We start from the raw sequence: 16,815 nt of genomic DNA on the forward strand, positions 1-16,815 counted from the left end.
CTAAAATTATTCAAATTTGTAGTAAATTATAAATAATGCAATTCAGAACCGAAATTCCTATTCTTCAAAGTAATTATCCCATAGACTATAATTCAAAAATTATGTCTTTAGGTTCTTGTTTTGCAGTAAATATGGCGGAGAAATTGGATTATTTTAAATTTCAAAATAGCTGTAATCCGGTTGGTATTTTGTTCCATCCGTTGGCGATTGAAAAGCTGATTGATTTTGCTGTGTCCGAAAAGCAATTTACAGAAAATGATATTTTTTTTCATAATGAAAGCTGGCATTGTTTTGATGTACATTCGGATTTGAGTAATTCAAATAAAGAGGATTTATTAACGTCTTTAAATGCAATAATCAAATCTACAAAACTGCAATTGCAAGACGCTTCCCATATTATTATCACTTACGGAACGTCATGGGTATATCGAAATATTGAAAGCGATTCTATTGTGGCCAATTGCCATAAAGTGCCACAAAAGCAGTTTGCGAAAGAATTGCTTACTGTTGAAGAAATAGAAAAAAGTATTGCTAATACAGTGAAATCAATCCATGCTGGAAATCCGGATTGCAAGATTATTTTCACGGTTTCACCAGTACGACACATCAAGGATGGTTTTGTGGAAAATCAATGGAGCAAAGCCAATATAATTAGTGCGCTTCATGAGGCTTTTGACTTTCGACTTTCGACTATAAATTACTTTCCTTCTTACGAAATCATGATGGATGAACTTCGGGATTACCGTTTTTATGCCGAAGATATGTTGCATCCTAATCAAGTGGCAATTGATTATATTTGGAAGCGTTTCAAGGAAACTACCATTTCAGAAACCGCTTTTGCTACAATGGAAGAAGTAGAAAGTATTCAAAAAAGTCTTTCACACAGGCCTTTTAACCCAAATTCTGAAAGTCATTTAAAGTTTCAGTCCAAAGTCAGAGAAAAAATCACTAAATTGGAAAATCAATATTCATTTATGAAATTTTAATTATGCTGAGAAGAATACTTATTGGAATAGCAGTTATCGGTGGAATATTTTTGTTATTTAAATATTGCGATTTTAAGAAAAAAGATGATGAAGATATCACGTACAACACAAATCTCATTCAGCAACAAATTCTGAACGTAGGTAAATTGGTAGTTACAGAAGGCCATTTTTCTGAAGTGATCACCTATAAAAATCAACAAAAATACTTGTTGGATATGCTTTCTTTCGAGAAAAAAGCTTTGGTGGTTGTCAATGCCGATGTGACTGTAGCGTATGATTTGCATAAAATGAAATATGACATTGATGAGAAAAACAAGACCATAACGATTGTAAGTATTCCAAAAGAAGAAATAAAAATCAGTCCTGACATTCAATTTTATGATGTAGAGCAAAGTAAACTGAATCCTTTTACGGGAGATGATTACAACAAAATCAATAGGTCAGTTAAAGCTAATCTAGCTAAGAAAATTGAAAAATCGTCACTCAAAAATAATGCTCAAAACCGCTTAATTAGTGAATTGTCCAAAATATTGATTCTGACCAATACCATGGGGTGGAAATTGCAATACGAAGGAAAAGTAATCGAAAGCGAGAAAGATTTTGGTAAGCAAATAAAATTATAAAGACTTCTCTGTCAGGTTGAGTCCGTTCGACTTCGCTCAGGATAAACTAAAGTCGAAACCATTTTTAGGGGTCTTTATTTATAGACCTAATAACCTCGACTGCGCTCGATTTGACAAAAATAAGATTTAAGCCTTCTCTTTATCAAAAATCAAATCCAAACCACCAGCAATCAAATGCGCTACTTCGGGTCTTTTTTCTTTTAATTGATCGAGATAAGTTATTACTTCCTGTAACAATTGAGGTTCGTTTTGGTTTTTCAAAAGCTCCGTGATTTCAACAGCGAGCAACCAGTCGTTTGGATGATTGGTACGCAATTTATCAAAAATTGGTACCAATGAAGTTTCTGTATCCTTAGTTTCTCTTATGTTTCGAATTGTTTGGTATAAAACCTCTAAATCGTCACGTTCAGCAGTGTGTTTTGCCTTGATGGTTTTGCTTGTTGGAACGTGTGAAATCAAATCAAAACTATTCACATCAGCGGGGCCTGAAAAAGCCGAAATCACTTTTTTTCCTATCGCCATATCGTAATTTCCCCATTCCGGTTGAAACAAAACAGTTTCTCCGTGAGTCACGGTGCAATTCTTTAAACTGATTAAAATAATCTCTCCGTGCAGATTTCTGGAACCTGTAATGATTTCTCCTTTTACGGTGATATCACCTTCAAATTCCAGCGTTACACTTTTGTTTTCAGTAATAGAATAGGCGCTTAAATCTCTTGGGCTCATGTCTTCAATCGCGAGATTTATTCCTTTGAGTTTTCCAATAGGACTTCCAAAACCTTCGGCATGTTTGATTGTTCCATGACCCACTAATTCTTTTTCTCTGTACGACAAAGCTGTTTTTCCAGTTGTTTGGATGTAAACGGGTTTTCCTTCTTCTTCAATAACATTTGTGAAAACTCCCGAAATTTGAATTCCGGTGCTCAATTCAATCGTCCCTAAAGCATTGGAATGAATCAGTTTATTAATCCCCGATAATCCTCCGGTGCGCAACGCCATTTTATTGGCAAACTCTTCTAAAACCAGGCTTAAATAAGCAAAATTTGGAGTGACATAAAGTTGCGGTTGCAGTTTGGTAATATCAAAACTTTGGTTCGCTGCTGATATATCGTAAGGAATTTTATTAACGTTATCCGTCATACACCAAGCACTTTCTCCGATAGACGAAAGCAGTCCGGCACCGTATATTTTTGGATTGTCGATGGTTCCTATTAAACCATATTCTACGGTCCACCAATGCAGGTTTCGGATTTGTGCCATTTCCGATAATTCACCCATGTTGTTCTGCAAATCTTCCACTGCTTTTTCGGCAGCATCAATATCAGCTTGCGGCGTATCTTCGGCTTCTTTCAAGATAGAAAGCAGTCGGATGGCTTCGTACATTTGGTAATCTTTATGTGAAGAAATCGCTTTACAGCCTATTTCTCCAAAACGACGCAGGTATTCTGCATATTCAGGATTGGCAATAATGGGCGCATGACCAGCACCTTCGTGAATAATATCTGGCGCGGGCGTGTATTCTATATGTTCGAGCTGACGAATGTCGGAGGCAATTACAAGCACATTATAGGCCTGAAATTCCATAAAAGCATTTGGCGGAATAAAACCATCTACAGCAACCGCTGCCCAACCTATTTCGGTGAGAATCCTATTCATGCCGTACATACTTGGAATGTTGTCAACTTCGACTCCCGTTTTTTTTAAACCTTCGAGGTAAGAGCTATGTGCAACTTTCGAAAGATAATTTACGTTTTTGCGCATTACATACCGCCAAACTGCCTGGTTTATAGGTGTGTAGTCGTTATAATCCTGAGGCTTAATAAATTGCTTTAAGTGCTTTGGTAATCGGTCTAATAATGGATTACTTTCTATAGTTGAGTTCATTTTCGAAATCGTTGTAGTTGTGGTGCAAAAGTACGAATTTCAGGAGCTATTTCCCGCTTTTCATTGCAAGTTTTTGCAACCCCGTTTGTTTTTCTTATTTATAAAAGAGCTTCCTTTGGTCGCTTTTTATAAATAAGAAAAACTAAAACGGCTTTCGCAAAAAGCTTTTCATTCCACTCTGGGCTAGGGAAGTTGGGGCGTGAATGATGAATTTTTAGATTTATTACTTCACCAATTCAAATACCAATACCTGCGTTTTCTGTTTATCTGAAAAATTATTATCTGAAACAAAAATGATCGATGGATTGCCATTTGTTAGTTTTGGTCCAAAAGTAAGGCCTTCAATATTATCAATAAAAATTCCCAAATCATCCATGTTCAGTATCAGTTTTTTTGATGCTAATTCAAAATTTTGGTTCTTTAACGAACCATAGTTTTTAACATTAGTTGCTTTTTTTAAATCACATAAAAATACTTTTATCGTGCAGGCTTGTGTTCCGGTAGAGTAGGAGCGTTCCACAACCAGCAACTGGTTTTTACCATAATACTGAATTGCTGAAACGCCATTGACAGCAAAAGCACCTTTCGGATTGGGTTCAAGTGCAATAGGTTCCAGTTGGTATCCGTATTGAGCAGTGTTCTTCTTTGTTTTGGCACTAAATTGATACAATCTGATCAAACCTCCTTTACTGGTATTGGCTTGGTTGCTATCTTCAAAAAGAGGTTCTTCAATATTGGTGTAGATATTGTTGTGTTTAAAGTCAAAAGAGATTCCTTCTAGTGTTCCGTTATTTCTAGGCCCTTTTTCCTCTTTTTGTATTTCTAAATTAGCTGGCAATGTGGCTTTGCCAAGAAAATTACCTTTTAAATCTATAAAATTTAGGGAAGGATTTTGTAAAATTAATTTATCTGTAGTAACTACACGAGCGCCTTCGCTAGTCCAAACTAAGGAATTGGTTTTTGAATTGTATCGGATATCCTCTGGGTCACATGCCGTTGAAGGACTAGTACTCCAGTTGCCATAATTTTTTCCGGCTTCATCTTTTAAATAAGTTACGTTTTGAAAATCAATATTTTTTATCTTGTCTTCATCTAAATGAATCTTCGCCGTGTAAAATCTGGAATCGTTGAAAACTGATCTGTCATCACATATCAGGTAATACAAATCGTTTTTTACATCATAGTCGATTCCTGATAAACCGCCCACTTTAGTATTCTGAAAAGTTTTGTCAAAAGGAATTTCAATGGAACTGATAAGTTTTAAACTAGGAGTAAGTTTGTTTTGGGTTGATTGTCTTAAATTGGAACAAGAAAGAAGAATGGCTTGTAAAACAATTAGGAATAAAAATTTACGCATATTTTTTATAAAGTATAGAATCGGTTAAATTCTTAGTTAAATTGTGTTTTTTATCAAAAATAAGAGTAATTACAATGAAGTTAAAAGATTAGTCTTTAAGGATAGGTTATGTATTTAGTTCTTTTCTATGTTTCTGAAATACTCAATTTTATAGTTGAACATTTCGGCCATATTCTTGGCACGAAGTTTTGCTTCATCAGCTAGTGGGCCTTCGAATAAATTATTGGTCGTTTCGGTGAAAATTTCCATCCAGCGTTCAAAGTGTTCTTTGGCAACTGGCAATTGTTTGTGTGGTGGAAAAGGACTGCCGCAATAGGTGTGCTCTTCAAGTAAAATAGTTTGCCAGAAGCGATACATTTTTTCCAAATGTTCTGGCCAGCGGTTGCCTATTTTTTCATTGAATATAATTCCAATAAATTCATCTTTTTGAACTTTAGAATAAAAAGTATCAACAAGCAATTTGATATCTTCAAGATTGGTAATATCCGTAAGTTGTGTCATGATTTGGTATAAAAAAAGCCTACGCAAAGGTAGACTTTTATGTTTAAATTTAAGGTCAAACTATTTCGCTTTTGGTGGAAATTCCGCTAAAATTTTAGCCACAAATTCGTTGATTTGTTTTTCTTTTTCTTTTCGGTTTTCGGTCAAATAACCTACGCCTTCACCTTCCCAAACTAATTCTTTTTTCTTAGCATCAATTAAATCAATATAAAGAGTCCCTTCAGTTGAAGTAGAAACATAGCTGCGTCCTCCCCATAAATAAGGATTCCATCCCCATCCCCAACCGTAACCCCATCCGGTGTTGTATTGGTTAACATCTACTCGTTCTCTTTCTTTGGTTAAAATATTGATAAGCAAATCGGGTGTCTCACTCTTAGTCATTCCTTTTTTGCTTAGTTCATTGTCAATAGCATGCAGGATTCTTTTCTTGTCTAATTCTGAAACTTCGACTCTGTCGATGCCTCTTCTATGGAATGCATAGGTTTTGTATTGACTAAAATCTACATTTTTATCAAAATCAGAATACACTTTTACGGAACTGCATGACGCTACTACAAGAAGTAGCAATACTGGAAGGAGTTTAATTGCTTTCATGGTTTAATTGTTTGATTACTATGTTTTATTAAAGATGTCTTTTTAAGAATTCAATAAATTATCTGCTACTATATTAGGGATGGTAACTTTCAACAAAGGTTGCGTCTGCATGGCTCTTTTTATTGCAAATAAAGCTCCGTCGTTTCGAGCCCAGCTTCTTCTTGAAATTCCGTTATTGACATCCCAGAAAAGCATTGATTCTAAACGTCTGGAGGCTTCTTTTGAACCATCAAGAACCATACCAAAACCACCGTTAATTACCTCTCCCCAACCAACACCGCCACCATTGTGAATCGAGACCCAAGTGGCACCACGAAAGCTATCTCCAATGACGTTTTGTATGGCCATATCGGCAGTAAAACGCGAGCCGTCATAAATGTTTGAAGTTTCTCTGTAAGGTGAATCAGTACCGGAAACATCATGGTGATCCCTGCCTAAAACGATGATTCCTATTTCGCCTTTGGCAATAGCCTGATTAAAAGCTTCAGCAATTTTTACACGACCTTCGGCATCAGCATAAAGGATTCGGGCTTGGGAGCCAACGACTAGTTTGTTTTCCTGAGCGCCTTTTATCCAGTGAATATTATCCTGCATTTGTTGCTGAATTTCTTCAGGAGCAGTTTTAGCCATTTCTTCCAGAACTTGACAAGCAATTAAATCTGTTTTAGCTAAATCTTCTGCTTTTCCTGAAGCACAAACCCAACGAAAAGGGCCAAAACCGTAATCAAAACACATAGGTCCCATAATATCCTGAACGTAACTCGGATACCTGAAATCAATGTGATTCTCCGCCATCACATCTGCTCCTGCGCGGGAAGCTTCCAGTAAAAAAGCATTTCCGTAATCAAAGAAATAAGTTCCTTTGGCAGTATGTTTATTAATTGCTGTTGTATGTCGGCGTAATGTTTCCTGTACTTTTACTTTGAATAAATCAGGATTATTAGCCATCATTTTATTAGCTTCTTCAAAGGAAAGGTCAGCGGGATAATAGCCTCCTGCCCAGGGATTATGAAGTGAAGTTTGATCAGATCCTAAATCTATATGAATGTTTTCCTCATCAAATTTTTCCCAAACATCCACCACATTTCCAAGATAGGCTATAGAAACGATTTCTTTATTGGCTTGAGCCAAAGTGACTCTTTTTACGAGTTCATCCACGTTTTCAATTACTTCATTGATCCATCCTTGACTGTGACGAATGTGTGTGATTTTTGGGTTTACTTCGGCACACACGGTAATACAGCCCGCGATATTGCCCGCTTTTGGTTGTGCTCCACTCATTCCTCCTAATCCTGAAGTGACAAATAAGCCGCCTTTTGGACTACGTTTTATTTTGCGAAAACCATTCAAAACGGTGATTGTTGTTCCGTGTACGATTCCCTGCGGACCAATGTACATATAGCTTCCGGCAGTCATTTGTCCGTATTGAGAAACGCCTAATGCATTCATTTTTTCCCAATCATCTGGTTTAGAATAATTAGGAATTACCATTCCATTTGTCACGACAACTCGTGGAGCTTCTTTATGTGAAGGGAATAATCCCATTGGATGACCGGAATACATAGTCAACGTTTGTTCATCGGTCATTTCAGACAAATATTGCATTGTCAGTAGATACTGAGCCCAGTTTTGAAAAACGGCTCCATTTCCACCATATGTAATCAACTCATGTGGATGTTGTGCAACGGCATAATCTAAATTGTTTTGAATCATTAGCATTATCGCTTTTGCCTGTTCGCATTTTCCGGGATATTCAGCAATAGGTCGCGCATACATTTTGTAAGCCGGACGAAAGCGGTACATGTAAATACGGCCGTATGTTTGTAATTCTTCTGAGAATTCTTTGACTAATTCAGCATGATGTTGCGGTTCAAAATAACGCAAGGCATTGCGTAAAGCCAGTTTTTTTTCTTCATTCGAAAGGATTTCTTTGCGTTTTGGGGCATGATTAATATCTGTTTCGTATGGTCTTATTTGGGGTAAAACAGATGGAATTCCTTGTTGTATTTGTTCTTGAAAAGTCATTTTTGATTTTATTCGTTATTTTTTTATGTTGGTTCGCTAAAGAAGTTTAGACTTCATATAAAAATTAAACAACTAAGGATAACGAATATCCGACCTGTGGTAGGATTTATGAATTTTGATTCTATATTTCTGTAAACAAATATCCATTTAGTTTTTTGTTGGTATTTTTTGAAAACTGCCGTTCTCTTGATTTTAGCTATCTGTAACCCGAATATTGACTACTTTTTATTTGTGCCAGTTTTTTTATCAAAACCATACGGACAATGGCGACAACCACTTTTACAACAATAGCCACGTTTTAAATGGTATTTTTCAGTGAAACATTTGTAACCTTCTGGTGTGTAATAGAAATCTTCCCCTTCTATTAATTTATTTTCATTACTTTGCTCAATCATACTTGGGATTATTCTTTTATAAAAGTCATTGCGAATATTTTAATGAAGGGAATAACTCAATCGATTGAGTTTTTCATTAAATAAAACCATTTTATCATTACAAATTTATAAATTTTATAGTTAATGTTTCTAATTGTTGCTAAATATTTAATTCCAAAAGGATATCGCGGTTTGGCGGTATTTCCATTTGTCTTTGTTAAATATCGTTGTGATATTGAAAACAAGGTTTTTGTTAATCATGAAAAAATACACCTCCGCCAACAATTAGAACTTTTAATACTTCCTTTTTTTATTTGGTATTTTATAGAATATTTTTTTCGTTTGATTCAATATAAAAAAGCGGATTTAGCGTATAGAAACATCAGTTTCGAAAGAGAAGCTTACGCCAATGAAAAAGATTTTGGTTATTTGAAAAGCAGACCTTTTTTTAATTTTTTTAAATTTTTAGATAAAAAGCATATTATTTTTTGACCTAATTACTTGCTTGAATTTTCTAATCTGTTTTTTTGTAATCAGTGCCACTTTATCCCGAATACTTTTAAAATCTATTACTTCAAGAAAATTATAGTTATTATAAACTTTTTTACCGTTCAATTGTGATTGATCAAGTGCACTATTCTTGCTTCCCCTAATTTTAGATTACACAAAGAAACTATTTTGAAAATTAATATTATTCATTTTTTTAAAATAATAAGAAAAAACCGATTAAATTTTAATATAAAATATTATTTAGATTCCAATAAAATTTAACTCATAAAAGTGGCTATTTACGGGGAATTATAAGCTAATAGAAGTGATTAAAAGTTAAAAAAGCCGCTTTGTAAGTTTCGATTTGACGCTTTAATTTTTTTAATAGGTATTTACTCATTAATTAACATCACATTTGCAATAATTGGATTTTTGAATGTAAAACATCTTGCTTTTCAATAATTTAAGTAAAATTTCAATTCAATAAAAACAATACATACTCATGAAAAACAAGACCTTATTCTTATACATTTTTTTTATACTAATATCAGGGATAACTAATGCACAAGTTGGAATAGGAACAACAAATCCAAATGCTTCATCAATGTTGGATATTGTATCTACGGACAAAGGGTTTCTTTTGCCTCGATTGACAACTTTACAAAGAGATGCAATAACCTCACCTGCTGTAGGACTTCTTATTTATAATTCTACTTCATCAATTTTTAATTTTTATGATTCCGGTTGGCATGACCTAATAACAGGTTCAGTTTTGCCAATAAATGGAGGAACAGGAATAGCCAATAGTAATTTGTCAACGCTTGCATTACCGGGAGTATTTGCAACTACAATTACAACTACTGGAATAACTGACATTACTGTGCCTACGTCAGGGACTTTATACGGAACAAAACTAGGAAGTATTACATCTGGGCAGTTACAGAATTCATTAACTGACGAGACAGGGACAGGAAATGTAGTGTTTTCAGTTTCACCATCTTTTACGAATGTACCTTTAGCTCCAACTGCTATTGTTGGAACAAACACTGAACAATTAGCTACAACCGCTTTTGTATTAGCCAATTCAGATAATTATAATTCAGTTAATGGAAGTGGTGATATTTCAACTACTTCAGCTACTGATGTTATAATGCCAGGAATGACATTCACACCATCAGCAGGAACTTATATTGTAACTTTTAACGGACAGTATAGCATAGCTCCGGGTAATAAAACGGCTCTGGGTATTATTGACTTGAAATCAGCTTATAATCAATTGAATCAAGTTGCAGTTACTAATGCAACTCATGCAGCTGCGTTTGGAAGTGAGACTTTATATCCTGGAGTATATAGTATAGCTGCAGCTGGTTCAGCAGCAGGGACTATTACCTTAGATGCACAAGGGAATCCCAATGCTCTTTTTATTATTAAATTCGGAGCAGCTTTTCATACAGAAGCAAGTACTAGGGTAGTCTTGGCTAATGGCGCATCAGCTGCCAATGTTTTTTGGCTTGCCGAAGGAGCTATAGGACTGGGAGCTTCAACTATTATGAAAGGAACACTTCTTGCTAATAATGGTGCAGTTTCTTTAGGAGCGACATGTACCCTTGATGGAAGAATGTTTTCTAACGCCGGAGCGATAGGTATTGATACTTCAACCATAACCAAAACTGCAAATAGTTCCTACGTTAACTTGGGAGTCTTGTCTACTTTTGCCATGTTTACCTCTACTGGTGATGTAGGGAATACTGGAGTTTCAACTGTTAATGGCGATATGGGTACGAACTCAGGTGCAATAGCTGGTTTTGGAAGTTCTACTGTGAATGGTGGTTTTTTTACAACTAATGTTAGTAGTGCTTTGGCTAGTTTTAGTATTTACGAAAACGGTGTTTTAATTCCTAATTCAACCAGATCAAGAATAAGTACATTCAACACTGTAGATGTATCATTACAAGCTATAGCCACAGTCGCTGCAGGTCAAAATATTGATGTCAGATGGAACGTTGATTCCGGTATATTAACTGGAGGTAATAGGATATTAACACTTGTTAATGTTAGGTAGTTTTGTTATATTTTATATTTAATATTTTTTTTAACATTTATAAAGTCTTTTATAACATCAAATTTGCATGTTGTGAAATTTAGGATGAAATTATTAAACTACAAAGTACATTGTTTTAATGTATTAATGATTAAGATTATTACAATAAATGAAAAATAATATCCTTTTTTTATGCGTTTTATTCCTGATAATTTTAGAAAAAGGGAATGCACAAGTAGGAATAGGTACTGTTACCCCAGAAGTTTCATCTGCATTAGATATTCATTCTACCGATAAAGGATTTCTTTTACCTCGTTTGACTACTATAGAAAGGGATGCGATAATCTCACCTGCTGTAGGACTTCTTATTTATAACACTACGACTTCAATTTTTAATTTTTATAATTTAGGTTGGAAAGATTTTATTGCAGGTTTAGTTTTACCAATTAATGGGGGGACAGGAATAGCCAATAGTAACGAATCTACACTTGCTTTACCAAGCGAATTTGCAACTACAATAATAACAACAGGAGTAACAAATGTAACATTACCTACAACAGGAACAGTTTACGGAACACAAACGGGAAGTATTACATCTGCACAATCACAAAACTCATTAATTGATGAAACAGGAACTAAAAGTGTAGTGTTTTCAGATTCGCCAACCTTCACAGGGATTTCATTAGCTCCAACCGCAGCAGTGGGTACAAATACAACACAATTAGCAACTACGGCTTTTGTATTAGCCAATTCAGATAATTTTAATTCGGTTACTGCAACTGAGGATATAGTTACTAATTCAAATACTGATGTTTTAATTTCAGGATTTTCATTGACTCCAGTGATAGGAACTTATCTGGTTATGTTTAATGGTCAGTATAGTTTTGCTTCAAGCCATTCTTCTAGATCAGTAAATACGGACCAAGGTAGATTAGATTTAAAAGCGGCATACGATCAGTTGAATGGGCTTTCTGTTACTAATGTTCATGCGCCTGCTCTTGGTAGTGGAGAGATTCTAACAGCTGGAGTATATTCAATTGATGCTGCAGGATCAATAGCTGGAGTTTTAACTTTGGACGCACAAGGAAACCAAAATGCAGTGTTTGTTTTTAAAATTAAGGGGGCATTTACAACAGGAGCAGGTACTGTTGTTGCATTGACTAACGGTGCATCAGCATGTAACGTATTTTGGATTGTAGAAGGTGCAGCATCTATGGCCACTTCAACTACAATGAAAGGAACAGTTATTGCTAATAATGGAGCCGTTTTTATGGGGGCCAATGGAACGCTTGAAGGAAGATTGTTTTCAACAACTGGTGCTATTAGTTTTGGGCCTGGAACTGTATATATGCCTTTAAATTATTCTTATCTTGATTTAGGAACATTATCTACTTTTGTTATATTCACTAGTAATGGTGCAGTTAGTAACACTGGAAATTCTTATTTCACTGGGGATATTGGTACGAATTTAGGCGATATTTCAGGTTTTGAGTATTCAAGCGTGAACGGTTCTATATTTAAACCCGGCACTACTACTGCCGCAAACTCTAGCAAAGCATTAGCCACGTTTAGTATTTATCAAAATGGAGTTTTAGTTCCTAACTCGAGTAGAACTTGCGGCAGTAATCTGAATACTGGATCAATTTCTTTACAAGCAATTGCTATAGTTTCTTCAGGTCAAAATATTGACATTAGATGGAAAATTGATTCCGATGCAATAATTCTAAAAAATAGAATCTTAACGATAATGAGCCTGAGGTAATATGGTTTCAAAAAAGAATAAATTGATTTTAAATTAATAAAAAAAAGTTTTTAAAGTCACCAATGGTAGATATTGAAAAGTATTTGAAAAAAGTTGGTGTTTTCGAAAGTTATTATTTTTTGAATAAAAACTAAAGATTTGGAAAAAAATACAAATTAGGTGTTTACGGTAGTTTAATCTTTTCAATAAAATATAAGAAATTATTTATTTAAAATTAAAAAAGATGTATTTAAACGATTTTTTGTACTTTTTATCGTTATTTTATCTGCTTTGAAGCTTATTTTTTTTGTAACTTTAGATAAATATTTACTATTGAGTTTTGTTTTCTAAAAATCTAGGGTTATTAGCGCCTCTTAAAATTTATTAAAATCCTAAATAGTTTCATTTTTTACCATTAAAGATGTTGTTGTATCTAATAAAATTGCTCATTAAAAAAAGAATAAATTAATTTAAATAAGGAAGTTTATGAACTCAAAATTACTCAAAACGCTATTAGTTCTCATTGGCTTTTTATTTCAATATAATACTAACGCACAAATGTATGTAAGTCCTGATAGCTACGTCTTTGTAAATAATGAAGTTGTTTATGTTAAGCAAGATTTGGAATTAAATGCTGCCAGCAGTAATTTTTACTTAAGGAGAGATGGTCAGTTATTGCAAGGATCTACTGCTGCAGGAGCTAATAAAGGAGTTGGAAGTTTATCCGTATTTCAAGAAGGATCAACTAATAATTTTCAATATAATTATTGGTGTTCACCAGTAGGTGGAAATAGTGCTACTGCGGGAAATTCACCTTTTGGAATTACCCAACTTAAAGATGTTGTAAATGTAACGAATAGTAATAATCCAACTATTTTAGCGATGAATAATTACAATGGTACAGCCAGTCCATTAGCAATTGCTCCATATTGGATAAATAAATTAGTAGCTTCAGCTGGATATTCAAATTGGAGCCAAGTAGGATCTGCTTCCACTATAAATGCTGGAGAAGGATTTACCATGAAAGGAACTTCAGGAACAAATTTAACTACGGTAAATGGAGTCCAAAACAATCCGACAAGTCAACAACGATATGATTTTAGAGGAAAACCTAATGATGGAACCATCTCCATAAATGTATTAAATGAACAATTTACATTAACGGGTAATCCTTATCCATCAGCAATAGATTTATCAGCATTTTTAACAGATGCGACAAATTGTACTGGGATTGCTTATTTCTGGGAACAGGATAAAACTGTAAATTCTCACTACATAGCAGATTATAAAGGTGGTTATGGAACTTTTTCTCCAGTTTCTAGATTAGGTACTGGTATTTATGTTCCCGCAACTTTCTATTCGTATGATGGTTCTGGTAATGAAGGAACAAGTACAGGAACAGGAGGGGTTTACGAGAGACGTTTTAGTCCTGTGGGACAAGGCTTTATGATTGATGGAACGGCTGATGGAACGGTAGAAATGAAAAACAGCTACCGAATATTTGTTAAGGAAAATGTATCAAATTATTCCCAATTTAACAAAAGTACAAGTCAAAATAAAACGAAAATTAATAAAGATTACTTGTCCAAAATACTACCTGTATCAGGTTTTGATTATACTAAAGTGAGTCTTTTGCCAACGCCACAAATTAGATTCAATACATTGATGAATAATAAAGGAGTTCGCCAACTGGCACTTGCATTTATTCCTGAAGCAACTGACGGTGTTGATCGTGCAATGGATGCAATGTCCTCAAGCGATGATTCTCCAGCAGATGTTTATTTTGTACTAGAAGATACGGAGTATGTTATTGATGCTTTAAACTTTGATGTTGATAAGAGTATTCCAATTGGTTTCAGAAATGCGGATCAAGCCAATTATAAAATTACAGTTAAAGAAATTTTAAACTTTAATGAAGCAAAAAATATTTATTTACATGACAAAGAAGCAGATAAATATTTTGATATAAAAAATGATTTTTATGAATTGACATTACCGGGTGGAGTTAACAATACACAATTTGAAATTACTTTTAAAAATAATTCTACTTTAGGGGTTAAGGATTTAGTTAGCGAAAGTTTTGTAGTTTATCAAAATAATTCTACTAAAAATGTAACAATTAGTAATCCATTGTTAATAGATCTTACCACTTGTAGTTTGTATGATGTTGCAGGGAAATTAATTTTCAGTAAAAAGGATCTAGGAGTGAATTCCTCATATAAATTTTCTACTTCTGGACTTGGAGATGGAATTTATATTGTTAGGATTTCGACCAAAGATAATATGGAGGTTGGTGAAAAAATTATCATTAGAAATTAAATCCCAGAAATTAATATATAATAAAAAATGCAATCTACACCGATTGCATTTTTTATTATATATTAATTTTACCTTTGTGAAAAATATTTACTTTGAATCAACAGGTAACGATATCATTTCCAAATTCAATTTCTGTACATATCAAACGAGAAGATTTGATTCATCCTTTTATTTCGGGAAATAAGTTCAGAAAGTTGAAGTATAATTTACTTCAGGCGAAAGAAGAAAATCAGGAAACAGTACTTACTTTTGGGGGCGCTTTTTCAAATCATATTGCAGCAGTTGCTTTTGCGGGAAAAGACAAGGGATTCAAAACTATTGGGATTATTCGTGGAGAAGAATTAGAATCTAAAATTTTAGAGAATCCAACGTTGTCATTCGCCCAAAGCTGCGGAATGCAATTAGAATTTGTTTCAAGGGAGGAATATCGGTTAAAAAGCGAGAGCACATTTTTAGAAAATTTAAAAACAAAATTCGGCAATTTCTATCTTATTCCTGAAGGTGGGACAAATGAATTGGCCATTAAGGGCTGTGAGGAAATACTAACTGAAGGCGATGCTAAATTTGATTTTATCTGTTGTTCAATAGGAACAGGCGGAACAATTTCAGGAATTATTAACAGCGTTTTGTCACATCAAAAAGTTTTAGGGTTTCCGGCTTTAAAAGGTGATTTTTTAAAAGATGAAATTCGTAATTTTGCCCAAAATGAGAATTGGGAATTAATTACGGACTATCATTTTGGAGGTTATGGAAAAGTAAATTCTATATTAATTGAGTTTATCAATCAGTTTTATGCTGAAACTCAAATTCCTTTGGATCCTATTTATACTGGAAAGATGGTTTATGGCGTTATAGATTTGATAAAGAACAACTATTTTCCGGTTCAATCAAAAATTTTACTAATTCATACTGGTGGAATTCAAGGAGTTCAGGGAATGAATATGAAATTAAAAAACAAACAATTACCAACAATTAATATCAATGTTTAAAAAAATTCTACTACTTTTTATACTATTATTTTTGGTTGGTTGTAAAGCCACAAAGCCAGTTATTGTAACAACAAAAAAAGTTCAGGTAAAACCAAAATTGCAAGTGGTTACTACTAAAAAAACTAATTCGGCCAAACCAATACTTTCTAAACCAGCAAAGCAAGAACAAAATAATCAAGAGACGGAAGTCATCGTTTCTACTTCAAAAACGGTGGTCACTAATGAAGTGATTAAAGCTTATGTTTCACAATTTAAAGATATTGCGATGGGAAATATGAGGAATTATGGTATTCCTGCCAGTATTATTTTAGCACAGGGGATTTTAGAATCCGGTGCTGGAGTTGGGGATTTAGCGATAAGTGCCAATAATCATTTTGGTATAAAATGTCATGAAGGCTGGACTGGAGAAAGTGTGAGACATGATGATGATTCTGATCAGGAATGCTTCAGGAAATACAATAATCCATCGGAGTCCTTTAAAGATCATGCTGTATTTCTAACCGGTAGAAGTAGGTATTCTAAATTATTCGAATTACAAAAAGGGGATTATAAAGCTTGGGCCAGGGGATTAAGAACGGCAGGTTATGCTACAGATCCAAGATATCCTGATAAATTGATTTCCTATATTGAACGCTATAATTTGCATCAATATGATAATCAGGTTTTAGATGTGAATTATGTCTCGAATGAAAAACAACTGGTAGAAGAATTGACATTAGAAATTAAAAAAAATAAAAGTCAAGATCTAGCTTTATATGAAGTTCAAAAAGGGGATACTTTTTATTCTATTTCGAAAAAATTCAACTTAATGGTAGATGAATTAAAACGGATAAATAATCTTTCGAATAACATACTTTCCATTGGACAAAAACTGTTAGTGAAATAATTAAAA

The 16,815-nt window shown here is 34.0% G+C and carries 14 protein-coding genes; 8 read left to right on the forward strand and 6 right to left on the reverse strand.

The window, feature by feature from the left end; translation table 11 throughout:
• Positions 1 to 35: 35 nt before the first annotated feature.
• A complete protein-coding gene (locus T410_RS07965; protein WP_035670322.1) occupies positions 36 to 986 on the forward strand; it encodes a GSCFA domain-containing protein in 951 nt (316 codons plus the stop codon).
• Between the two features lie 2 nt (positions 987 to 988).
• Positions 989 to 1,609 carry a DUF4230 domain-containing protein gene (locus T410_RS07970; RefSeq protein ID WP_035670325.1) on the forward strand — a complete coding sequence of 207 codons (621 nt, stop codon included), beginning with the start codon at positions 989 to 991 and terminating at the stop codon, positions 1,607 to 1,609.
• A 126-nt stretch (positions 1,610 to 1,735) separates the two neighbouring features.
• On the opposite strand, the gene T410_RS07975 is transcribed toward T410_RS07970, so the two are convergent.
• The 6 genes from T410_RS07975 to T410_RS17050 all read right to left on the reverse strand — a co-directional run bounded on the left by T410_RS07975 (position 1,736) and on the right by T410_RS17050 (position 8,365).
• Positions 1,736 to 3,493 carry an aromatic amino acid hydroxylase gene (locus T410_RS07975; protein ID WP_035670327.1) on the reverse strand — a complete coding sequence of 586 codons (1,758 nt, stop codon included), beginning with the start codon at positions 3,491 to 3,493 and terminating at the stop codon, positions 1,736 to 1,738.
• A gap of 223 nt (positions 3,494 to 3,716) precedes the next feature.
• Positions 3,717 to 4,850, reverse strand: coding sequence for an esterase-like activity of phytase family protein (locus T410_RS07980; RefSeq protein WP_035670329.1), 1,134 nt, complete (start codon positions 4,848 to 4,850; stop codon positions 3,717 to 3,719).
• 114 nt (positions 4,851 to 4,964) lie between these two features.
• Entirely contained in the window at positions 4,965 to 5,351 is a 387-nt protein-coding gene (locus T410_RS07985) for a group III truncated hemoglobin (protein WP_035670331.1), read from the reverse strand.
• Between the two features lie 60 nt (positions 5,352 to 5,411).
• Positions 5,412 to 5,945 (reverse strand): DUF4136 domain-containing protein, encoded by a 534-nt coding sequence (locus T410_RS07990; protein WP_035670334.1) that lies wholly within the window; start codon positions 5,943 to 5,945, stop codon positions 5,412 to 5,414.
• Between the two features lie 42 nt (positions 5,946 to 5,987).
• On the reverse strand, positions 5,988 to 7,970 hold the full coding sequence (locus T410_RS07995; RefSeq protein WP_035670336.1) for a urocanate hydratase: 1,983 nt from the start codon (positions 7,968 to 7,970) through the stop codon (positions 5,988 to 5,990).
• 218 nt (positions 7,971 to 8,188) lie between these two features.
• The gene (locus T410_RS17050) at positions 8,189 to 8,365 is read right to left on the reverse strand and encodes a DUF5522 domain-containing protein (protein WP_193743733.1); all 177 of its coding nucleotides are present in this window, start codon (positions 8,363 to 8,365) and stop codon (positions 8,189 to 8,191) included.
• Positions 8,366 to 8,488: 123 nt separating this feature from the next.
• On the opposite strand from T410_RS17050, the gene T410_RS08000 reads away from it, so the two are divergent.
• The 6 genes from T410_RS08000 (at position 8,489) to T410_RS08025 (ending at position 16,809) form a co-directional block, all read left to right on the forward strand.
• Positions 8,489 to 8,836, forward strand: a complete 348-nt coding sequence (locus T410_RS08000; protein WP_035670338.1) for a hypothetical protein — start codon at positions 8,489 to 8,491, stop codon at positions 8,834 to 8,836.
• Positions 8,837 to 9,335: 499 nt separating this feature from the next.
• Positions 9,336 to 10,895: an ice-binding family protein gene (locus tag T410_RS16455; protein WP_051929373.1), complete on the forward strand. Its 1,560-nt coding sequence runs from the start codon at positions 9,336 to 9,338 to the stop codon at positions 10,893 to 10,895.
• A gap of 148 nt (positions 10,896 to 11,043) precedes the next feature.
• Positions 11,044 to 12,636, forward strand: a complete 1,593-nt coding sequence (locus T410_RS16460) for an ice-binding family protein (RefSeq protein WP_051929374.1) — start codon at positions 11,044 to 11,046, stop codon at positions 12,634 to 12,636.
• Positions 12,637 to 13,101: 465 nt separating this feature from the next.
• Complete coding sequence (locus T410_RS08015; protein ID WP_035670339.1) at positions 13,102 to 14,934, forward strand: T9SS type A sorting domain-containing protein; 1,833 nt, start codon at positions 13,102 to 13,104, stop codon at positions 14,932 to 14,934.
• 92 nt (positions 14,935 to 15,026) lie between these two features.
• Positions 15,027 to 15,923, forward strand: a complete 897-nt coding sequence (locus tag T410_RS08020; protein ID WP_152556940.1) for a 1-aminocyclopropane-1-carboxylate deaminase/D-cysteine desulfhydrase — start codon at positions 15,027 to 15,029, stop codon at positions 15,921 to 15,923.
• Positions 15,916 to 16,809: a glucosaminidase domain-containing protein gene (locus tag T410_RS08025; protein WP_035670344.1), complete on the forward strand. Its 894-nt coding sequence runs from the start codon at positions 15,916 to 15,918 to the stop codon at positions 16,807 to 16,809. Before T410_RS08020 ends, T410_RS08025 begins: the two co-directional genes overlap by 8 nt.
• Positions 16,810 to 16,815 lie beyond the last annotated feature (6 nt).

It is taken from the genome of Flavobacterium sp. 83 (assembly GCF_000744835.1).
In the GTDB taxonomy this organism is placed as follows: domain Bacteria; phylum Bacteroidota; class Bacteroidia; order Flavobacteriales; family Flavobacteriaceae; genus Flavobacterium.

Excerpts from the sequence above, each read along its gene's own strand:
- T410_RS07965 (WP_035670322.1), top strand. The coding sequence starts at position 36 with ATGCAATTCAGAACCGAAATTCCTATTCTTCAAAGTAATTATCCCATA.
- T410_RS07970 (WP_035670325.1), top strand. The coding sequence starts at position 989 with ATGCTGAGAAGAATACTTATTGGAATAGCAGTTATCGGTGGAATATTT.
- T410_RS07975 (WP_035670327.1), bottom strand. The coding sequence starts at position 3,493 with ATGAACTCAACTATAGAAAGTAATCCATTATTAGACCGATTACCAAAG.
- T410_RS07980 (WP_035670329.1), bottom strand. The coding sequence starts at position 4,850 with ATGCGTAAATTTTTATTCCTAATTGTTTTACAAGCCATTCTTCTTTCT.
- T410_RS07985 (WP_035670331.1), bottom strand. The coding sequence starts at position 5,351 with ATGACACAACTTACGGATATTACCAATCTTGAAGATATCAAATTGCTT.
- T410_RS07990 (WP_035670334.1), bottom strand. The coding sequence starts at position 5,945 with ATGAAAGCAATTAAACTCCTTCCAGTATTGCTACTTCTTGTAGTAGCG.
- T410_RS07995 (WP_035670336.1), bottom strand. The coding sequence starts at position 7,970 with ATGACTTTTCAAGAACAAATACAACAAGGAATTCCATCTGTTTTACCC.
- T410_RS17050 (WP_193743733.1), bottom strand. The coding sequence starts at position 8,365 with ATGATTGAGCAAAGTAATGAAAATAAATTAATAGAAGGGGAAGATTTC.
- T410_RS08000 (WP_035670338.1), top strand. The coding sequence starts at position 8,489 with ATGTTTCTAATTGTTGCTAAATATTTAATTCCAAAAGGATATCGCGGT.
- T410_RS16455 (WP_051929373.1), top strand. The coding sequence starts at position 9,336 with ATGAAAAACAAGACCTTATTCTTATACATTTTTTTTATACTAATATCA.
- T410_RS16460 (WP_051929374.1), top strand. The coding sequence starts at position 11,044 with ATGAAAAATAATATCCTTTTTTTATGCGTTTTATTCCTGATAATTTTA.
- T410_RS08015 (WP_035670339.1), top strand. The coding sequence starts at position 13,102 with ATGAACTCAAAATTACTCAAAACGCTATTAGTTCTCATTGGCTTTTTA.
- T410_RS08025 (WP_035670344.1), top strand. The coding sequence starts at position 15,916 with ATGTTTAAAAAAATTCTACTACTTTTTATACTATTATTTTTGGTTGGT.